The organism is Bradyrhizobium sp. SUTN9-2, from assembly GCF_003122645.1.
Lineage (GTDB): Bacteria > Pseudomonadota > Alphaproteobacteria > Rhizobiales > Xanthobacteraceae > Bradyrhizobium > Bradyrhizobium yuanmingense.
Map to the genome: position 1 here is coordinate 2,630,458 of NZ_LAXE01000001.1, position 19,143 is coordinate 2,649,600.

Annotated in this window: 13 protein-coding genes and 3 pseudogenes; 7 read left to right on the forward strand and 9 right to left on the reverse strand. The window is 59.6% G+C overall.

Annotated elements, in window-relative coordinates:
• Positions 1-706: 706 nt before the first annotated feature.
• Positions 707-1,336, reverse strand: coding sequence for an FMN-binding negative transcriptional regulator (locus tag XF30_RS11930; RefSeq protein ID WP_109142805.1), 630 nt, complete (start codon positions 1,334-1,336; stop codon positions 707-709).
• Positions 1,337-1,433: 97 nt separating this feature from the next.
• Positions 1,434-2,912: pseudogene (gene pdxR / locus XF30_RS11935) on the reverse strand (MocR-like pyridoxine biosynthesis transcription factor PdxR).
• A gap of 126 nt (positions 2,913-3,038) precedes the next feature.
• On the opposite strand from pdxR, the gene XF30_RS11940 reads away from it, so the two are divergent.
• A complete protein-coding gene (locus XF30_RS11940; protein WP_109142806.1) occupies positions 3,039-3,218 on the forward strand; it encodes a hypothetical protein in 180 nt (59 codons plus the stop codon).
• Positions 3,219-6,064: 2,846 nt separating this feature from the next.
• On the opposite strand, the gene XF30_RS37700 is transcribed toward XF30_RS11940, so the two are convergent.
• Positions 6,065-6,442: a hypothetical protein gene (locus tag XF30_RS37700; RefSeq protein WP_146207683.1), complete on the reverse strand. Its 378-nt coding sequence runs from the start codon at positions 6,440-6,442 to the stop codon at positions 6,065-6,067.
• Between the two features lie 713 nt (positions 6,443-7,155).
• Between XF30_RS37700 and XF30_RS11950 the strand changes: the two genes are divergently transcribed.
• Entirely contained in the window at positions 7,156-7,707 is a 552-nt protein-coding gene (locus XF30_RS11950; RefSeq protein ID WP_109142808.1) for a TlpA disulfide reductase family protein, read from the forward strand.
• A gap of 588 nt (positions 7,708-8,295) precedes the next feature.
• A complete protein-coding gene (locus XF30_RS38055) occupies positions 8,296-8,718 on the forward strand; it encodes a hypothetical protein (protein ID WP_158284357.1) in 423 nt (140 codons plus the stop codon).
• 698 nt (positions 8,719-9,416) lie between these two features.
• On the opposite strand, the gene XF30_RS11970 is transcribed toward XF30_RS38055, so the two are convergent.
• A complete protein-coding gene (locus XF30_RS11970; protein WP_109142810.1) occupies positions 9,417-11,096 on the reverse strand; it encodes a DNA polymerase/3'-5' exonuclease PolX in 1,680 nt (559 codons plus the stop codon).
• Positions 11,097-11,378, reverse strand: coding sequence for a hypothetical protein (locus tag XF30_RS11975; protein WP_109142811.1), 282 nt, complete (start codon positions 11,376-11,378; stop codon positions 11,097-11,099). It lies immediately after the preceding gene.
• A 660-nt stretch (positions 11,379-12,038) separates the two neighbouring features.
• Between XF30_RS11975 and XF30_RS11980 the strand changes: the two genes are divergently transcribed.
• The 4 genes from XF30_RS11980 to XF30_RS12000 all read left to right on the forward strand — a co-directional run bounded on the left by XF30_RS11980 (position 12,039) and on the right by XF30_RS12000 (position 16,024).
• On the forward strand, positions 12,039-12,260 hold the full coding sequence (locus XF30_RS11980) for a hypothetical protein (RefSeq protein ID WP_109142812.1): 222 nt from the start codon (positions 12,039-12,041) through the stop codon (positions 12,258-12,260).
• A 51-nt stretch (positions 12,261-12,311) separates the two neighbouring features.
• Complete coding sequence (locus XF30_RS39275) at positions 12,312-12,725, forward strand: hypothetical protein (protein ID WP_244609095.1); 414 nt, start codon at positions 12,312-12,314, stop codon at positions 12,723-12,725.
• A 1,083-nt stretch (positions 12,726-13,808) separates the two neighbouring features.
• Entirely contained in the window at positions 13,809-14,015 is a 207-nt protein-coding gene (locus XF30_RS11990; RefSeq protein WP_192893108.1) for a hypothetical protein, read from the forward strand.
• Positions 14,016-14,770: 755 nt separating this feature from the next.
• Entirely contained in the window at positions 14,771-16,024 is a 1,254-nt protein-coding gene (locus XF30_RS12000; protein WP_109142813.1) for a DUF418 domain-containing protein, read from the forward strand.
• Between the two features lie 665 nt (positions 16,025-16,689).
• Here the strand turns inward: XF30_RS12000 and XF30_RS12005 are convergent.
• The 4 genes and pseudogenes from XF30_RS12005 to XF30_RS40110 form a co-directional block, all read right to left on the reverse strand.
• A complete protein-coding gene (locus XF30_RS12005; RefSeq protein WP_109142814.1) occupies positions 16,690-17,316 on the reverse strand; it encodes a LysE family translocator in 627 nt (208 codons plus the stop codon).
• 134 nt (positions 17,317-17,450) lie between these two features.
• A pseudogene (locus XF30_RS40105) lies at positions 17,451-17,866 on the reverse strand (short-chain fatty acyl-CoA regulator family protein).
• 164 nt (positions 17,867-18,030) lie between these two features.
• Positions 18,031-18,336, reverse strand: coding sequence for a hypothetical protein (locus XF30_RS39280; protein WP_244608933.1), 306 nt, complete (start codon positions 18,334-18,336; stop codon positions 18,031-18,033).
• Positions 18,337-18,596: 260 nt separating this feature from the next.
• A pseudogene (locus XF30_RS40110) lies at positions 18,597-18,803 on the reverse strand (helix-turn-helix domain-containing protein); the annotation flags it as partial.
• Between the last annotated feature and the right edge of the window lie 340 nt (positions 18,804-19,143).

Consider the following 19,143-nt stretch of genomic DNA (forward strand, 5'->3'; position numbering starts at 1 on the left):
GTTACCCGCCGTGATCCCACGCTCTCGGATGATTGCGCCGAACCGTTTGGTACGCTCGCGGGCTCTGGCGGCGAACTTTTCGGGGGCATTGCCGCAGGTACATTGCCAGCGGACATGATTAGGTCCTTCAGCGCGGGCGTCGCAGCGCCCGGTTGATCTCGGTAATGAGGCGCGCAAATAATCTCGGCAGCGGTTCCGGCAGGTGCATAGACGCCGAAAACGGCGTCGGCGTCGAACCCCGTGAGGCCGAGCTCGTTCAGTGTCGGCACATCGGGGAGCTGAGGCGAGCACCGGCGGGCTTCCGATCGCAAGAGCTCGCAATCCGCCACTCTTCACGTGCTCGATGGCGATGCCGGGGTCGAGCAGGAAAATCGATTTGCCGCGCAAGCAGGTCGTTCGGCGCCGATGCTGCGCCACGATAGGTCACATGCACGGCATCAGTATCGTCATCTTCTTGAGCAATTTCGCAGCGACATGCGGAGAGCTGCCGCTGCCCCGCGATCCGAAATTGCGCTTTCCGGGTTTGGCCTTGAGATCTGCGACAAACGCCTTGAAGTCCTTCGCAAGACAGCCAGCGAGCGTTCGCGCGACGATAGAAGATGCCCGGTCCCAGCGTGACGACTATGAGGGTCGCCGCTGCCAGGAGAATGAAGAACTGGTAGCCGAACACAGCTCGGCCTGGCGTTGCGGTCCGAAGCGTCGTGGCTCAGGCCAGCGTTGGAACCAGCATGCTGACTTCCTGATCGCGTGGTTCTTGGCTCGCAGCAAGGCCGGTGACGACACCGATACGGTCGGCAAGAGGACGGTTCTGGCTCATCTTCCGCTTGCCCTCAAATTTGGTCACGGGAATGCGGATGCCGACAATCCCACGCAACTGGGCGGCGACGAAGTCTGCCGGAGCGTCGCTGACAGACCAAGGTGTTGCCCGTGAGCCCTCATGGATGTTCGTCAATCGGGTAACCAGATCTAGCAAACGTTCGTTGTCATCGAAGAACTCAACCGGACCGTAAGCATGGACGGCGATGTAGTTCCACGTCGGAACTATCTTTTCGGTTTCCTGCTTGGTGGCGTACCATGAGGGGGTCACGTAAGCTTCCGGACCCATGAAAATGGCCAGGGCTTCGCCGATCGGAGTCGCGCGCCATTGCGGATTGGCCTTGGCCAGGTGACCGTACAGGACTCCCTGTTCTCCTTCCATCGCGTCGAGGAATAGCGGAAGTGGTGTTGCGAGCGGCCCTTCTGCCGTGGCTGTGATTAGGTTCGCCAAGCGTGCGGAGCTGATGGTCGCTCGGATGTTCTCGATGTTATCATCCCGGAAGGCGGGCGGTACGTACATAGCGCTTCTCCGTTCTCCGCTCTGGAATAGCCCAAGCCAAGTACGTTTAGAAAGGCCAGTTCGTCACGATTTCGCTGGTCCAGTTGTTTCGCGGTCATCACCGTGAACGAAACTGGTCGCCCGCTTGCGCCAGGAGCTGGCAGCCACGCTCAATCTGACGAGCTTCCAACGCGGCATAGCCCATGATGAGCCCGATGAGGTTTGGTCCGCGCCGGCGGTCCGGCTGACGTTGATCGTACAGGGACGAGATGGGGTAGATGCCAACACCTTTTGCGCGGGCTGCTTCGATCAATGCTGTTTCGGACTTCTTGGGCAGATCATCGAACCAGACGACCAGATGCAAGCCGGCAGCGTCACCTTCGATTCGAACTAGGTCGCCAAATCTCCGCCTTAATGCCTCAATGAGACTTCGCCGGCGCTTCTCGTTCCGCCGCCGCATCCGCCTGACATGGCTGTCGTAGGCGCCCGTATCGAGCATCGTCGCGAGTGCCTCTTGCTCAATGAGAGGTGTGTGCCGGTCCATAATCTGCTTTCCGGCGGTGAACGCGGACTGTAGTTCAGGCGGCACGACGACATAGCCGATCCTCAAGGTGGGCGAGAGCGTCTTGGAGACGGTCCCAAGATAGATGACGTGCTCGCTTCCTTCGAGAGCGTGCAGCGGGAGGACAGGTTTGGTGTCGTAGCGGTACTCGCTATCGTAGTCGTCCTCGATGACTTAGGCGTCAACCTTCTTGGCCCAGGCGAGCAATTGGTGCCGGCGCCCGATCGGCATGACACCGCCAAGTGGAAATTGGTGTGAGGGCGTTACGTAGGCGAGACGAGCTTCGGCCCTTGCAAGCCTCACCGTGTCCAGCCCGTTTGCGTCGACCGGAATTGGCACCGCAATGGCTCCGGTCGCCGAGAGGATGTGCCGCGCCATAGGATATCCAGGATCTTCCATGACGAACCGATCGCCAGCATCAAGCAGCAGCCGAGCACACAAATCGAGCCCTTGCTGCGAACCGTTGACGACGATGATCTGATCGATCTCGCATCGTACGGTCCGCGAACGCCAGAGATAGCCCTGTAGTGCCGTCCGCAGGCGCAACGAGCCACGTGGATCATCGTAAGTCAATGTTCGGGGTCGCTGCGTGATCGCACCGATTACGGCTCTCTTCCATGCTAGTACGGGAAAGTCCAAAGGTGAGAGATCACCATAGCGAAAGTCGGCAACGAGATTGCGACGTTGCTCGGAGCGTGGGACAACCTGTCGCAAACGTTCACCATACCGCGAGACTCGTGCCTTCCGTGTAGATGACCGTGCTTCCGTGCCTGTGCGCCCGGTCCCGAGGACAGCCTTTGCGACCCGTGGGCGGGAGCCATGGCGGGTCTCGATGAATCCCTCAGCCGCCAATTGTTCGTATGCGGCCGTCACCGTCCCGCGCGATACTCCCAGCTCTTCGGCGAGAGCGCGGGACGAGGGCAGTGAGCCGTTGCAGCCGTATACGCGCCCCAGGATCTGATCCCTGAGCACGTCATAGATCCGACGCGCTCCCATCTGCCCAACGCGGTGTGACGGCACCTTAATCTTGACCATATGAACCTAACCAAAAAGCGCTACTGGCTAGACCAGTCTGCGCCCGTTCGGCTTCAAAACCAAGCTGGTCGAATCGAACTAGCGGCAATCTCAACAAGCTCCACGAACTCCTGACCGGAGTAACGCATGGCGGAGACTTCCTGCGGGTTGCGCGCGCTACGCAGTGAGGTGATCGATCTCGCGGCCGCGGTCCATCGCGGCAGGGCGGTCAAGCGGACCTGTGATGGCGCCATCCTTGAGGTTCACAGTGCCGTGGACCCGGTGCGCTGCGCAGTCGAACGGCAGGTCTCGATCAGCGACGATTAGCGCAAGGAATTCCTGTGAGCTCAACCCCAATCAAGCACCACAAACAGGGTCGGCGAGAACAAGTTCGGCCCAACGGCTCGTACACCCGCCTTGCGCTCAGCGGAAACACTGGTGCGTTTGCCGGTAGTTCATCGCCGGCTTTCACTTATTATAACGATGGCAGGGCACCGACACGATGCTTCAAGCGGTGGAGTCCGTAATCCTTTGTCCGCGGCTTAGCTCGGATTAGCTCGGATGGATACAAAGAGCGGGAGAGTTGGTGCATAAGTCAAGGAAAACCGAAGAGAGGGCCACCACACGATGACCACTGGGACGAGACGGCCCAAGCTGGCCGCCTGCCGTTCTTCCAGGGCATAATCAGCAAGCGAGAATAACGCACGCGTTCGCGGTGCATGAGGAGATGGCCTACTTAAGTTGGGAGTGTCGCGGCTTTCTGACGAACTGTATGAGATTGTGAAGTTAAACGGAGTCAGCCAGCGGATTCGCTCAGATGGCACCTCGCTAGAATCACGTGCATCACCAGGCATCCCGAAGACAGCTATCGGCGTATTCATGCCGGCGGCGCGGCGGTTCAACTGAATAGAGCCAACTTAGCGCGCGTATTGAGCAATGGTGACTGCCTTGTTTTCTAAAGGAAGCGCCAATGAGATCAGGGCCTTCAAGATGGGCGTTTCGGTGCTGTCAGGCCAACCGCTGACCTGCCCTACTCTCCGAAGTACCTGAACCTAAGCTTGCAAAGTGATCGCTCAAGACGCGCCGAGGGCGGGCCGCGAATTAGGCCACGCACCGGTATAGTTTTCGAGCAGTCCGCACCCGTTTGTTCCGGCGGCATTCGCACACAATCAACACCCACAACAGCGCGAGCCCTAGGGGGCAGGCCAATCCGGACCGCACATAAATTCAGCGGAAGGAGCGGCATAGTAACAAACGCTTTCTCCATCGGCTTCGTTCACCAAGATACTCAGCCACCCCAGGCTCCAAGCGCTCACAGGCAAGCGACCGGATTGCCCCGAAGCGAGTACAGCGCCATTTGCTAGCGCAGTTTCCATCGTCGGCTTCCTTCTATCGCACGGACCAGCCACCAGACGTTATATGTGAAGGAATTCCTCCGCCAATCGCCTATCTGGACACCATTGTCCGTCACTCTCACGGAGAAGGGGGTTGAGGTGCAATAATCAAGGCCGTTGTAGAGTCGTGGGCAATTGGGCCTCAGTAGCCAATGCGACTCCGCACCGAAGTGATATATACTCGGTAGCGCACCGGCGACGTGGCATTCACTTTCAAAGTCGTAACCGTTTATTATGCTCCCGGTTACGCGGACGCTGATTCTGTTGTACCTACGGCCTTCATGTTCGTACACGCTGAGGACTTCGCGACCGAGCGCATGAGCGAACGCGATAGCGGCTGAAGCCGCTCGAATACGTTGCTCCATGTTACCTCGCGAGGAGTAACGAGGCGGACCCGAAATGGTCTTGAAACATGTCAGGCCCGCCCGAGCATCACCGGCCCCTGCAAGACCGGTGACGCTCATTGCACCCAAGCAAGCAACGTGCCTTTTTTCCAAAAGGCTGCTGTACCTGTGTATACTTGTCGGGTTTGTCCTATTTTGTTCTGTTCCAATGTCCATCAGGACGCAAAATGTTTGCAACCCGACATTCGTATCAGCGTTGAAGTCAAGCGCAGGTAAGCTCGCAATCGCAAAGGCGATTTCAACGCACCGGAAATAACGCTGACGCTTGCAGTCGACAACCCTGCCGATCCCAAGCAGCGATGGGAGTTACTATTCTGAGTACCGCCGACAATAAGCTGTGCATCGACAATAAAAATCGCGCCACGAAAGATGGCAGTCGTACTTCGCTCTACGAATACAAAGGGCCAGTTGCTCAGCAGTGGAATTTTGTACCACTAATGGGACCTTAGGTTTGCAGAGTGACTGCCTTAACGGGCGCGACAATTCACGGCGCGCATAAACCGAATTCCGCTGATTACTCGCAAGCTAGAGTATCGTATGATCATGCTGCAGGCGCAAATCCGAGTCGTAACGCGAGGCACGAAAATGAGTTCATGGGACGGACTTAGCCCTGGCCAATTCTTGGCGCGAGTAGCGTTTTCACTCGCTGTAACGTCCGCCGTCATCGCCGTGACTTTCTTCGTAATCCGCTACATGGCCGGCTTTCATCGATGATCACAGCAGGCGCAGTGATCAAACGTCCCGCTCGGGCGCCCCAAACCGCTAGTAAGCGCACAAAAACAACGAAAGAAGCCCATGAAGCGCCGAATTTAGGCATGTGGGATTTGCTGCATTAACGGATTTTCATCAGCATTGAGCGCTTACGGTTTCAGCGCTGGACGTGAGGCCTCACGAAGGAAATCTCGGCGCCCCGGAAGGAACAAGAAGGGGAAGCTTCGGCTATTTGCCGCAAGGGAGCAGAATATGGCTCACCATTTGTACAGTCTCCGTATCGGCACGATCGGCGATGAGGTGCTGGATGCGCAGCGGCCCATCGTCTGGCCACTCGCCCGCGGCGAGTGATGGCAACTTGCGACAGGAGCACTTGAATGTGCTTCCAGCGTTTCAACTTCGTTCAATACTTGAGTCCGTCGCTCGTTCGCAATTCGCTCATCTTGACCGTGCTGGCGAAATGACGTGGCCGTGCGAGATCTCGATTTTGAGCGGAATCGTCGCGGATCCTAGCTTCGCTCCGCCCGTGATCTGATGTCCAGGCTCCTTCGCATTTGACTTTATGACTTCACCCTTGAACGATCGCGGGATCGGAGACCACTGGATCGTCGTCGGGGGCTTGTCTGAGACAATGATCTTGGTCACATCAGCGCCTGGTGGGGCGTCAGCTTCTCTGCGTCCCAGCATGGTCATACTCCGTGTGGCGCGTGCGTAGGTGCGCGTGACCACAAGCGCCATGCCGCGCTTCAGCACCAAGCAATCCCGCCATTCCGATTGGGCCATCCTGACAAGGAAGCTCTCGAACCCGTAGGGCCCATTGGCATATCGTGCGCGAGGGCGAGCTGACGGGATCATTGAAAATGCGGGTTCGGACGCTTTCAGCCGATGCGTTGTTGCCTTTTTTAGATGTCTTCCCCGTGATGGCTGACTTCCTCTCTTCTGCAAGACGCTCAAACGGCTCGAACTGCTGGAAGCAGCCGAGCTCTCGCGCGATTTCGATGACCTCCTTGGGGGCGCCGCCCGTCGTGACGAAATCCTTCATCGCTTTTATTGCTGGTTCGTGGCCGAGCTTGCGTCGGTAAGCGATCGAAATAGAATCACACCTTGCAATTTCAATTCGAGAGTCCGTCCAATCCCGGTCATGACCGTTGTCGCATCAGAGTGGCGATCGGCCGAAGAAGTACAGCACGGCATTCATCAATATAGAGCTCGAGCGGTTTAGCTCCCGGGCAAGGTCGCTTGGGACTGTCGGCGGCGAGTGGGGCGAGCACCTATCAAGCTGGCGAGCAGGGACGAGAAAGTCTTCGGAGAACGGAGGAGCGACGTCGTAGTCCGGCGGGTCGTCGATTATGGGCAGTTCATTCGTATCGAGACGGCGGCGACACGCAGCCGTCGGGTTCAACTTGATTCCGGCGGAGTACCATCGAGCTTTGCATGTCGTGATCAGAGCCCTAATGCACGCAGACGACGTGGCACAGACCTTGCTACTATGGTGCAGTAATAGCGAACGAGTGCTGAGTGCACACGGATGCACGTCACTCGAGGCTCTCCTTCCTTGAACGGAAGTACCCCCTCATGAGTGAAAACATTCCTGCTTGTGACTTGGAGCGTCATCGCGCTTAGCGGCTGCACCGACTTTCGCAGCAAATCTCGCTGGGACGCTGCCCTCAAGCGGCAAGCCGGTCGCGCCTGCCGCTCCGGGATCAGCTACACAAAAAGTCGCCCAAGGTTGGGCACTAAGTTTTGGAGAGTAACATGGTGCTCGGATTGGAATCCCCAGCTCCTCCGATAAAAGTGGAGAACTGGCTGCGTGGCCAGCCTCTCGCGAGCTTCCAGCCCGGAATCGTTTACGTCGTCGAATTCTGGGCAACTTGGTGCCCACCGTGTGTCGCGGCGATCCCGGAACTGGTGCAGTTGCAAGAGAAATACAAAAACAGCGGCATTGAGGTCGTCGGACTCGCGGCTCATGAACACGCTCAAACAGCGGACGAGGCCAGAGACAAGTTGGACGCCTGGTTGACTGAAAAGGTACCGAATCTCAATTACCGGATCGGGTTCGACTACACAGGCGAAATGGAGAAGCTCTGGCTAGATCCCAGCTTGTCTGTCGGGATTCCCACCTCGTTCGTGGTCGACCGTGATGGCCGCATCGTCTTTGTCGGTTTGCCGACACAGCTCGATGACGTTTTGCAGAAAATTCTGACTGGCAGCTGGCGGACCAGCGATGAAGCTAAAGCCGCGGAAACAGCGCGGATCGCCGAAAACGAGCGTATAATGCGCGAAATGGAGCGCAAGAAGGCTGACTGAGCCGCTTTTCGGCGTATGTTAGGCTCGGCGATAGAGAGATTGGGCGGAGCCGCGTTCCGCCCTCGAAGAGGCGTCGCTCTAAGTCCGGATGAGCTTAGCGACCGCGTGCTCGATGCGGATCCGTTGCTTCGAACAGACCGGTTTGCCCGTTGTCAATTTGTTCGTGGTGCGATCGACAAACATTGCGGGCTGTGGACGGAAGGGGCGGGACGAGTGCCTTCGCGACCTTTAGCTAAAGCGGCGGGCGGGGCATCGGCACCCAATCTTGCACCCGTTTCTAGTTCGGTCGTATTCTCCACAAAGGCTAACATGCCGAATCCACACGCCGGCAAAACCGGGCTAAGATGGGATTTTCCCTTCTGGGGGCACCTCATGTTCGATACTGCAACCATCGCGCTTTTGCGCGCGGTACTTGATGAAATGTGCGAAAGCGTCTTAGGCCGACAGATCGGGGCACGGACGCACGTTGCTTCGAAGATCCTGGAAACTGCGACCAGGGGCAAAGTCTCTCGCGAGAGGCTTAGGCCGATGGGGCGAGATGCCCTTTCGCACGTGCGAACGATGTGGCGTTGATCGCGGGGGACGGACGTGAACTTCCACGTCACGGTCCTCAAGATCCTGGTGGCATATCCCGATGGGTTTGCCGTGATGGAGGACCTCAAGAGGGACATGGCTATCCTGGCGACCAGCGGACGCGATTGGGCGGACCGGACCAGACGCCTCGCGGCGCGGGTGCCGGATCTCGACATCTGGTCACAAGGGCTCATCGAACGCACAAGCGGTGGTTGGAGGCTGACTTCAAAAGGGCGAGAAGTGCTTGAATTTATGGAAGCCCGACCGACGCCGGAGCCAATCCAAGCGACGGCGGCCAGCGAGACGGGCCTGCCCGTAGCCGAAGTAGCGGCGGTCCCTTCGCTGCCGCCGCAGCCCGCCGACCGTGCGAAGCTGCGGCGCGAACGCCGTGAACGCAGGCGCGAGGCCCGCGAACGAGCCAGGGCGAACGCCTCCTAGTCAAAGAAAAAAAGCCGCCAGCGGAGCTCGGCTGCTTTGTTAGATTGCCTCCTCAGCCCCAAAGCGTACCGCCGTTACCTTGTTTGCGGCCATGCCGGCCCCATCTACCGACCACTTTTCGCTTCGGCCATCAGGCGGCCGAGTTGTGAACCGAGGTCTTACAGGCCCGGTAGGGCCTGAAACGAGGTGGGCGGGAGAAGCACCCGTACTACATCGCCGGCCACGACCGCCCCTCCGACCCGCACACGCCCAGCACCCCACATCTGAACGCAGGGCCTGTTTCCGCCGACGAGAGCACGCGCCGTTTAAGGCCCGCCCGGAAGCGGTCGATCAGGACACAGAGCGTGTGGAGCCAACTCGATGGCTGTGGGCCCGAGTTCCATGAACGTCCCGAGCGGCATCCGTTCGAGCTCCAGGCCCGCAGTGGTAATGTTCTCGCCGAGCTCACCGGCTCCGATATCGAAGCCAGCCTGCGCGAGGGTTGCGAAGAGCTCGGGATGGGATCAGGTGGACCTGCCGCAGATTGGGAAACTGGGGTCGGCGGCGGGCCAGATAATGGTGCCGGACGAAGGTGTTCGCGTGGTCGTCGCCTTCCACGAGCACGATCCGATGCCGTGAGGGCTTGCTGAAGTGGTGCCCGCGATCGGCGGCGACTGCAACCACCGTTCCCTCCAGCGAGAGGTCGTGCGCGGGCGACATCAGGCAGCGCGGGAAAGCGAACGTCGCTTCTGGCGGAGGTAGCGCGTGATATCGGGAAGCGTCATCGCGTTCAGGACCCGGTCGGCAGGGACGCCGCCCTTGCGGGCCATCGCGACGCCCCAGTGCATGTGGTCGAGCTCTCCGATCGAGTGCGCGTCTGGATTAATGCTCAGCATGCAGCCGAACTCAAGCGCCGCCTGGTGCCAGCGCCAATCTAAGTCGAGACGCCATGGATGCGCGTTGATCTCGACGACGACGTCGTGCTTCGCGCATGCCCGAAGCACCTTCTCGACGTCGATCTCGTAGCCCGGCCGCCGCTGCAGCTGTCGCCCGGTCATGTGGCCGATGATGGTTGTGTGAGGATCGGAGATCGCCCGAAGCAAGCGCTGCGTCTGCGCCTTGCGGTCCAGCTTGAAACGACCGTGAATGCTGGCGACGACGAAGTCGAATCGTTCAAGCACCTTGTTGTCGTAGTCGAGCGACCCGCCCGCCAGAATGTCGGATTCGATACCTTTCAATATCCGGAAATCTTTGGCGAAGCGCTTGTTCAGCCGGTCCGCTTCCCGGTGCTGCTGCACGATCTCCTCCACGGTGAGACCACCGGCATAGTGCGCCGACTTCGAATGGTCCGCGACCCCGAAATATTCGAAGCCGCGCTGACGGGTCGCCTTCGTCATCGTCTCCAGGGTCTCGGCGCCGTCGGAAGCATCCGTGTGGCAGTGAAGGATGCCGCGGAGATCGTCGTCGGTGACGAGCTTCGGCAGCTTGCCCTTCAGAGCCAATTTGACCTCGCCCCGCCCCTCTCGGAGCTCGGGATCGATGAATGGCAGCCCGAGAGCGCGATAGATGTCGGCCTCCTCGCCCGCGATCAGCGTGCGGCCCTTATGCAAGCCCTCGGGCTCCAACCGCATTCCTTTCTCCGCGGCCAATGTCTGGAGCTGCTCGACATGGGCGGCGGAGCCGGTGGCGAAAAGAAGGGCGGCCCCGAAGTGTTTCCGGTCGGAGACGGAGATCTGCAGACCATCCGCTGGTGGCTTCGGCGCCTTGCTTGACCTAGCGGCCTCCGCAACGATCGCAAGGTCGCGGACGAGTTCACATCCACGGCGGAAGTCGCCGGCGATCGTCACCCGCTTGAGCTCGGGCTGTGCCTTCCGGATGGAATCTTGCGCGTGCGCGAGCAGGGCGGCGGCACGGTGCAGGTGGAGGCGGCCTTCTCCACTCTTCGCGATGGCGAGGTTCTGCAGGATCTTGGTCTGCAGCGCGGCGCCGAGTCCTTTCGCCTTCTTGATGCGGTCGTCATTGGCGGCGGCCTCCAGTTCGGCGAGGGAGGCGATGCCCAGATCTTTGTAGAGCCGCAGCAACTTGTCCGGACGAAGGCCAGGCACGGCGAGCATATCGAGCACGCCCTCCGGGATCTCCTGCCGCAGCTTTTCCAAACTTGGATGAGTGCCTGTCTTGTGAAGCTTGGTAATGATGTCGGCTATCGCGTCGCCGACCCCGTTCACCTCAGTGAGCCGGTCTTCGGCAATGAGGACGTCCAAAGGCACTGTAAGGGCGCCCAAGCTGTCCGCCGCGCGAGAATAGGCTTTTGCCCGGTAGGGGTTGCCGCCACGCAGGGCGGCGCGCTGCGCGTATTCTCGCAGGAGGCTTGCTACGGTTCGAGCTTCGAGGGAGGCCACTCAACGAACCTCCTGTTCTGCGCGATGAGGATTCGTCGCGGCAAAACGAGTTCGAGCGGCCGGGTCGTTCGGGCGACTATCCAGAGATCTTTCTAGCCTCTGCGCTGCTCGGAAGGCTTCCAGATTTTGCGTGTTTGAGCCATACGCCGCCTCCTTCTTGAGGAGGTTATAGATGCGGCCGACCACAAGCTGCAGGTGCTTCAGCCTGCCCTTCGGCATCGATCGCGCCTTGCAGAGAGCTCGGACGGCGTAGGCGCGGAAATAATCGAATGCGTCTGACATGACTGATAAACGCCTGTTCTCGCCGATAGTTCGGCCGCCAACGCCCTGTCAAAGGTCCTGGGGTCCATGAAAGGGGGCCACACCCCCGCCGGCTTTGCCCCATACTCGACCTCGGCGAGCGACTTCGCTGTTCCGCTCATCCGGCTCCACGGGTCGCGCTCAATTCATCCTAAATCGGTGACGGTTTGCTCGTTTGCTTGCGCCGCGGGCCGTGACGGGTCAAGCGATGTATAAGGCCGCTCTTCGGTGCGGTCCGATTGTGCGTTCACTTGCCGACAGTAATGGAAAAATCACAGGACCTGCGGTTGTCGATCGCAATGTCCGCGAAGTTGTTGTGATCGACACAAAGGGCCAGCCGGTCAGCCTCGGATCGGGCTTTTAGTACACGGGCCATAAGGCGGCCACAGGCGGGTGAACGGCAGCACGCAATAGACCGGTTGAGAACCCCCGCACTGCTCGCGATGGCCGGACACGGTTATGTCGATATTCGGTCGAGCTCGAACAAGCTGAGGCGATCGTCAGGGACGCCGGAGATAGCCACTGCACCGTCCCTTTGCCCATGGTGCAGAGCGATAGAAGGTGTCGCAGTGGCGATTAGGTCAGTTAGGAACGAGGGCTCGGATTCCACATTGCTTGTGATGTGCAATCGTGAGTCTCAGCATGGCAGTGCAAATCGTGATGGATCACAGCGGCGACAGCCAGCACTTCTTCGACAACTCCAATGCAGAAGCATTGGTAGAGGCGGAAAGGCTTTTCCTCCAATTTACCAGCAAAGGATATACCGCGGCGGTGCGGAAGGGGCGCGGTGAGGTAAGCCGGATCACCGCGTTCGATCCGACGGCCGAAGAAACATTGTTCTTCCCGCGGCTCGTGGGCGGGTGAGCACCGGTGAAGAGAAGGATCGGTCGCATCAGCCCTTGGACCCTTCGGGGGCTGGCTGTTGGCAGACTTTATCAAGCAGTAGACGACGAGAAAACGGCCCAGGCTCGAGCGCTGCGACTGCTGCGTTTTTGGCTTTCACCCCGGCAAAGGGTCGAGTTCGAAAGGAGAGGGTACTTCGACGTCGTGGGGTGCGATACCGGAAAGCGGTACCGCATCCGGCGAGGAACATCCGGCAACGTCAACGAGATCGACGAATACGGGCGGCTCGGGCAAGGGTGGTGCTTCGTTCCGGTGGGTGGCTTGGCCCTGGGCGATGTCATGCTCGCCCAAAAAATAGCTCTTGAAACGGATGAGGCACGGGTCTTGAGCATTGCCAATAGCTTCCCGGGGCCGATCCGTTGGCCCCGACCCGGTACTCGTCCGCCCGAGGGAAGAATTGCGCTCGGACGCCTTCATTCCGGGTAGAGGCAGACCGACGTCGCCGCCCGGTGCGGCGGCGGCCCGCCTGGTGCGCCACGGCCCGCAGCGCCGCGGCGGCCGAGAAGCTGGCGAGCGCGGCCACTGGCATGGCACTCATCTCGCAAAGCGGTTTTGCAGGGAGAGATCTGCGCCGGGCGCCTTCCCTGCCATCACCACCAGAGTACAAGGGCGCCGATGCCGTCTGTGCGGCGATTGCAAGGGCGCGCCGATCTATTAAAAGGAGTGAGAGCAACTCAGTCGCCCACAAAGCTTAGAGTATGTAGCAGGCTTCTGGCGACGCCCTCGAAGGCGCCGATTTTGTGGGGACTCTCGCGCCCTGGCACTCCCTAGGCGCGCCCCCATTGAATCCGCCGGGTGTCCTATTGATCAAAAGCGGGGTTCGAGATCGCCAATATTTTGTCAGACAGTGCAGAGTTGCATCGCATCCGAACAACTATTCCCAGCGGCCACTCAGTTCCGTTCCGCTGTGTGATCGTCGTCTCAAATCTTGCAGCATTGCCGAGTTTTTCCCAGTCGTCATCGTTCTCTGCCAGCACAAACATGGTCGTTTGATACACAAGGATGTAGAGCTGAGTGCTAGCATCTGGCGGAGTTTGCTGGGCGACCTCAACCACTCGCTCATATGCGAACCGGCTTCGGCCTAGCAGGCCTTCCGCAGAAGTTGCTCGCGCTCAGGACTCCGCGGCAGACACTTCGCCTTCTCGAGCAGTCGGTTGGCTTCGTGATGAAGCCGTTCTTCGAGAGATTGGGTCTGCTTGAACCGACGGCGTTCTATCATGGCGCTGCTCCATTGGTGAGTTCGGCGGAGCGCGATTGGCGTTCACACACCGATACAGGCCTCGGACCACTCGGTGATGGAACAAAGTGCAGCTAGGAAGAAGACAAGGCCAACGGTTGTTTCGTTTCGCACACGGAACTATCCAGGAACTAACTCAAAACTAGCCGAATTGGCCAATAGCTACATTCGCTTTAGGAACGACCAACCCGGCGACCCCTTGAAGATGGAGGATGTCAGCTCCGCGACACGCTGGCTTGCCAGCACGTTGGTGCCGCAAGAGTACAGCCGACATGCAAACCCACCTGGAAAAACTCCTCACGGAAGCGGAAGAGTGCGCGCTTATCAGCAGACGCCACGCAGCCGACCAATCGAAGAAGGAGGTGCTTTCTGATTTCTCGTCGATCCTATTTGGGCTCGCGACCAAGGTGGAACTCGCCATCGAAGAGCGTCAGGACTGGTCTAACAGATGGTGTGCCGGCGAGCCTTGCCGGCACTGAGGCTCGGAGAGTATGTCTCATCGCGACAGGCGATCACGTTCTTCAATCCGGCCATGATTACGCAAGCTTGCCTGCCACACCTTTGAACAGCGGCAATTACAGGGTCACACCATCAAGATAGCCAATCCGTCGAGTAGGCCTAGGCCCCTCTGCCTACGAACGCGCGGCGAGACAAGAAGTGCCGCACTAGTTGCGGCAGTTCCTAACTGGCTACTCTGCTACGTCTCGCAGGGTGCGGACCTGCTCCGCGCGGCGGGCGAGCTCCTCATAGGTCTTAGCGACGTTACGCAAGCTTTTCCTTGTCTCAGGATGCTCGCAGTTGTCCGCCTTCGTCCGAAACTCCTCCGCTCGCATCTCCCAGTAGTGAGGCGAGTGCATACGCTCGATACCCATGACGCCAACTTTCCTGAATTGGTCGTTCATGTTGATTAATGTACATCCAGTCCAAGTGTTCCGCGCTCCTACCCCGAAGATCGGTTAGGTCGCTTCCTCACCCTAGCCAGCAAAAGGAGCAGGATCGCGCCGGAGAGCCGGCCTGCGTCCTCGTCAGTCATCGAACGGTACCGATCTAACAGGTCGCGGCAATACCGGGAGATCAAGTTAAGCCAACTCGCGTCAATCCAAGTTCATGTTATTTCGTGCCGCATCGGCCGTGAATCACTGTCACGGTTCGGATCAGCCCCCCAATTCAGGTAGTTTGATGCGGCACGGGGCGGCATTCTAAATCTCCCCATCGGAAATGGGAGAATCCTGCAATGACCGGCGGAGGCATCGTCTCGCGAACCCCGCCGGCGAGTGACGCGCCTGGAAAGCCTGTAAACCCGTCGGAGCGGCTCGACGCGATTGACGTGCTGCGTGGCTTGGCCCTGTTCGGCGTGCTGGCCATGAACATCGTGACCATATTTCGGGTCTCCATCTTCGCCTCGTTCTTGCCGAACGCGGAGCCGGCGGGGCCGCTTGATCGGGCGGTGGCGGCCGTGCTGACGGTCGCCGTCGACTCCAAGGCGATTGCGCTGTTCTCGCTCTTGTTCGGCGTCGGCCTCGCCATCCAATTCGAGCGGCTTGCCGGCAATCCACGGCGCAAGATCTTGCTCTTGCGCAGACTGGTGATGTTGCTGGGGATTGGCTCGGTACATCTCCATTTGATCTGGAGCGGCGACATTCTCGTCCATTATGCGCTGGCGGGCTTCGTGGTGCTGCCCTTCCTCGGCGGCGCGCGGTGGCTTATGGCGGGTGCAGCCCTGCTGCTCCTGGGGCTCTACGTGACAATGCCGGTGCTACCGCCGATCGTGCCGCTGCCGGATGCGGCCGGGATGGCCGCTCTTGCCGCGGACGCGACGCGCGCCTACGGCACGGGCGGATTCTTCGATGTGCTCGCGTTCCGGATCCGCGAGGTGACGGTGATTCTTCCGCTGCAGGTCATGGCCTTGCCGCCCACTGTCGCGCTGTTCCTGGTCGGCGCCTTCGCGTGGCGCAGCGGGGTCTTGCGTTGGGCTTCGGCGAACCGGTCCCTGCTGTTCGTCGTCGCAACCTTTGGCATTCTTCTCGGCGCCGGATTGAGTCTCGCGGCAGCAGGACAGGAGCTCTTCGATGGGCCGTCGCTCGGGCGCGCGCATTTTTCGGTAGAACAGCTGGCGGCGGTCGTGTTGGCCCTGGGGTATGCGGCTGCAGTTATCGCCGCTGTGAACCTCTCCGGCGGGTGGAGGATGCTGAGCTGGGCCGCACCGCTTGGCCGCATGGCTCTCACTAACTATCTCGCGCAATCTGTGATCTGCGGCTGGATCTTCTACGGCTATGGGCTAGGCCAATTTGGCCGCCTCGGCGTGGCCGCGACACTGGCGATCGGCATTTTCGTGTATGTCGCGCAGGTGGTGTTCAGCGCATGGTGGCTGGGCCGCTATCGGTTCGGTCCTGTCGAGTGGCTCTGGCGCTCTTGCATGTATGGGGTACCGCAGCCGATGCGGGCAAAGGTCAATTTAGCCATCCTGCGCGCGACCACACCGGATTGATGCGGCCTCCAGATACCAAAGCTGCGTTCTGCTTCAAGCGGAAGCCGCGCCAGCGCGTGAGGCTAGTTTTGGCCCCAAGCTGAGCAAGAAACGAGGCGTCGCGATATCGGCTGTCGACGGGAAACCGGACATTGCACCATGGTTTCGGTGACGGATCTCGGCCGGCGATACCGCGCCGGCTCCTCTCCTGCTCTTTAGGCGCTTTGCCGCCTCTTAAGCGACCTCGTGGCACGAATCGATCGGATGACGGTCCGGACGAGAATGCCGCGGGGACAAGCAACGGGGTGCAAGTCTCAATACGACAGAACGCAAATTCCCGGGATTTCGAGGCCTGAGAGTGTCGCCTCGAATTGCTGAAGTACATCGCGCCCACGGTCCTAAACGCACACGCTGCTGAGGCCCGGCAACTCGTTTTGATCTTGACGGCTTGCCCCTCGCTCGACGCATGGCTGGGCCATTGGTGGAAGAGGAGATCCGCCTTAACTGGAGCGGGGTACAAGATCTATTGTCCGAACTCACAGACACAACAAGGCTGGTTTCGGAGCTTGCTCAAGAAGACCGTTATGATCCGAACACCGGCACGTTTCCCACGGTCTCCCTATTGGTGAGCGGAGCACGGAGCGTCCCGATGCTGAAACGCGGCGGCGATTTGCGAGCCTGAAAGGCTAAGTTGTGCGACGAGCCAACAGCAACGTCGCTCCCAGACCGCACATGACAGCACCCGACGCCTGTCGCGTTTTGACAATGAACGACGGTCGCTTTGCAAATCCAGCTCTCGCTTTCGCGGCCCAATAGGTAACAATTAGATCTACGCCCGTATTAAGTGCGACGGAGATGAGGCCCAAAGTGATGAATTGAGTGGCAACGTCCGCCGATGGATCGACGAACTGCGGGATGAATGCGAGAAAGAAAGCGGCTGTCTTGGGGTTGAGCGCCTCAACGACGATGCCCTCACGGAAGGCTCGACGCGCTCCGGTTGTGTGCACGTCGGTCGGTTCGACGATACGCGCTTCGCGCCATGTTTTGATTCCCAGCCAGACGAGATACAGGCCTCCCGCGATCTTCAGCAAAGTGAAAGCCTCCGCGCTCGCCATGACGAGGGCGGAGAGGCCGACCGCGCCAGCCAGTACGTGCACAAGCCCACCGAGACCCAGACCGACGCTCGACGCCAAACCTTCGCCCCTGCCGCCGGCAAGTGTTCGCGCGACGATATAGAAAATACCCGGTCCTGGCGTGATCGCCACAAGCAGGGCCGCTGCCAAGAATAGGAGGAAAGTCTGGTATCCGAACATGGCTGTCTCTTGTTGCGGTCCGGAGCACCCCGGCTCAGGCCTGGGTGGGACAAAGAAGGCCCACGTCCAAATTCCTGGGCCTCTTTGCTCCTGCAAGGCCGACGGACTCTTGGATGCGGTTAGCCTGCCGTGCGCTAGCCCTCAACTTGACTACAGATACACACGTCCACGTCCACGTGCAACCGATTGCCGAAGCCGCGGTTTTTGCTCTTGCGTCGTCTGCGGCGGCTGGTTCGCGGAATTTTGGTGTTGATTTGATACGGGACGACCTCTTTCGATTGTACTGACGTCAAGCGGGTGTCCGATCGGCGGTAGCGCCCGGTGATGACAAATCTTTGCGTTCGCAGGCTCTCCGGCGTGGCGGCCAACTGGACCAGGATGCGGCCATGATGCGAGAACGATCGGTGCACGTTCCAGACGGGGCAGGGCCCTCCGAAACGGCGAACCTAAAGCGCGTGGCGCTGCTACGCTTCAGCACATTTCCGGCGATGTCGATCTTCAAAAAATACAACGGAATTCCCGGAGAGTTCCGACATTGAAGTGTGCTCAAGCGGTGGCAGACCTGTTCGAGGCTCGTTCCGAAGCGTCGTTGAAGTCGTTCGAGTCGTACCGCGCCCAGCGCGCGGTGGTGAGGAAGGCTTCGTACGGCATGACCAGTGCGCCGGCTTAGCAGTTGGCGAGAGCGAACGTGCTAGCGGTGCGGCTCCTCATTGCTTAATCGTGCCTGTTTGATCTGCCGCTCGATTCTCTCTCGCCGTTCCAGGAGGCCGATGACGTGAGCGATCCAGAACAGCCGGTTTCTACGCGGGTATCTCCGGATAGAAAAAGAGTCTTGGCGTTGTTATCAAGGCGCCAGATCATGCCCTTGCCAAGATCCTCTGGAGCTTGCGCCTTGCGGATCCCATACGCGTCGCGCAGAAACTTGATGAAGTCTCCACTGTGGTTCTCGGAATGGAGGTTTCGTCTCTCAGCGAGTCTTTGGGCGGCATGATCAAGCGCGTCGAAATAATTCGCTTCCATCCAACCCAATCCCGGACCTCATGATAGGGAAAGCGGCTCGCGGCGCCCGAATCATTCTGTGCCACGCGCGTTTGCAGCGAACGATGCTCTACTCGAGCGCAAGCGCTGCGCAATCTCGGGAGCGACTCGGACTTCTGGCTCGCCTCGTCGGCCGAGATGGCAGATCCGAGCAGCGGGTCGCTGGCGGTTTCACGCAATTCGCTCGCGAGACGCAAGTCATCGTCAGCCGCGAAATAATTGATACCGCGCAGACGGCTGAGCCGCATTAGTAGCTTGCGCGTGATCGGCCTTTGATCTCCTTCCATTTGGCTCAGATAGCCAGCCGAAATTCCAAGAGCGTCCGCGAGTTCGGCTTGGGTTGTCCCGCGTAGTTCACGCCGCCGCCGCAGTCGGTCGCCAGCAAAGATTTTCTGAATTCTGGTCGCTTTACAAACTTTACACGGTGTGCCGCAAGAGTCGACTGGCACTGACTGCGCCTGACTGCGCGTTGCTATGCCCGAGACAAGGTCATGATTGCGCGTGAGTCATCCCCAACGCAGCATCGGTCTGTTAGGTTTTGAAATCTCAAAATAAGCTTGAGCACCCGCATGTTTCCGCGGGACTGATGGGCGTTTCAAGCCTTCAGGGTGATTCAGGTCGGAGGCGCTACGTGAGCTATTTCACGATTGCGCGACTTGCCGGCCACGTGCCGCCCAACTTGATCGAAAACGCGCGGGCGAAGACCGGGACTTGAGAGACAAAGCGGGTTTAGCGCAATTGCCGCGCCTGAGCTGGGAGAGGCCGAGCGCCGGAAGGCAAGCATATCTC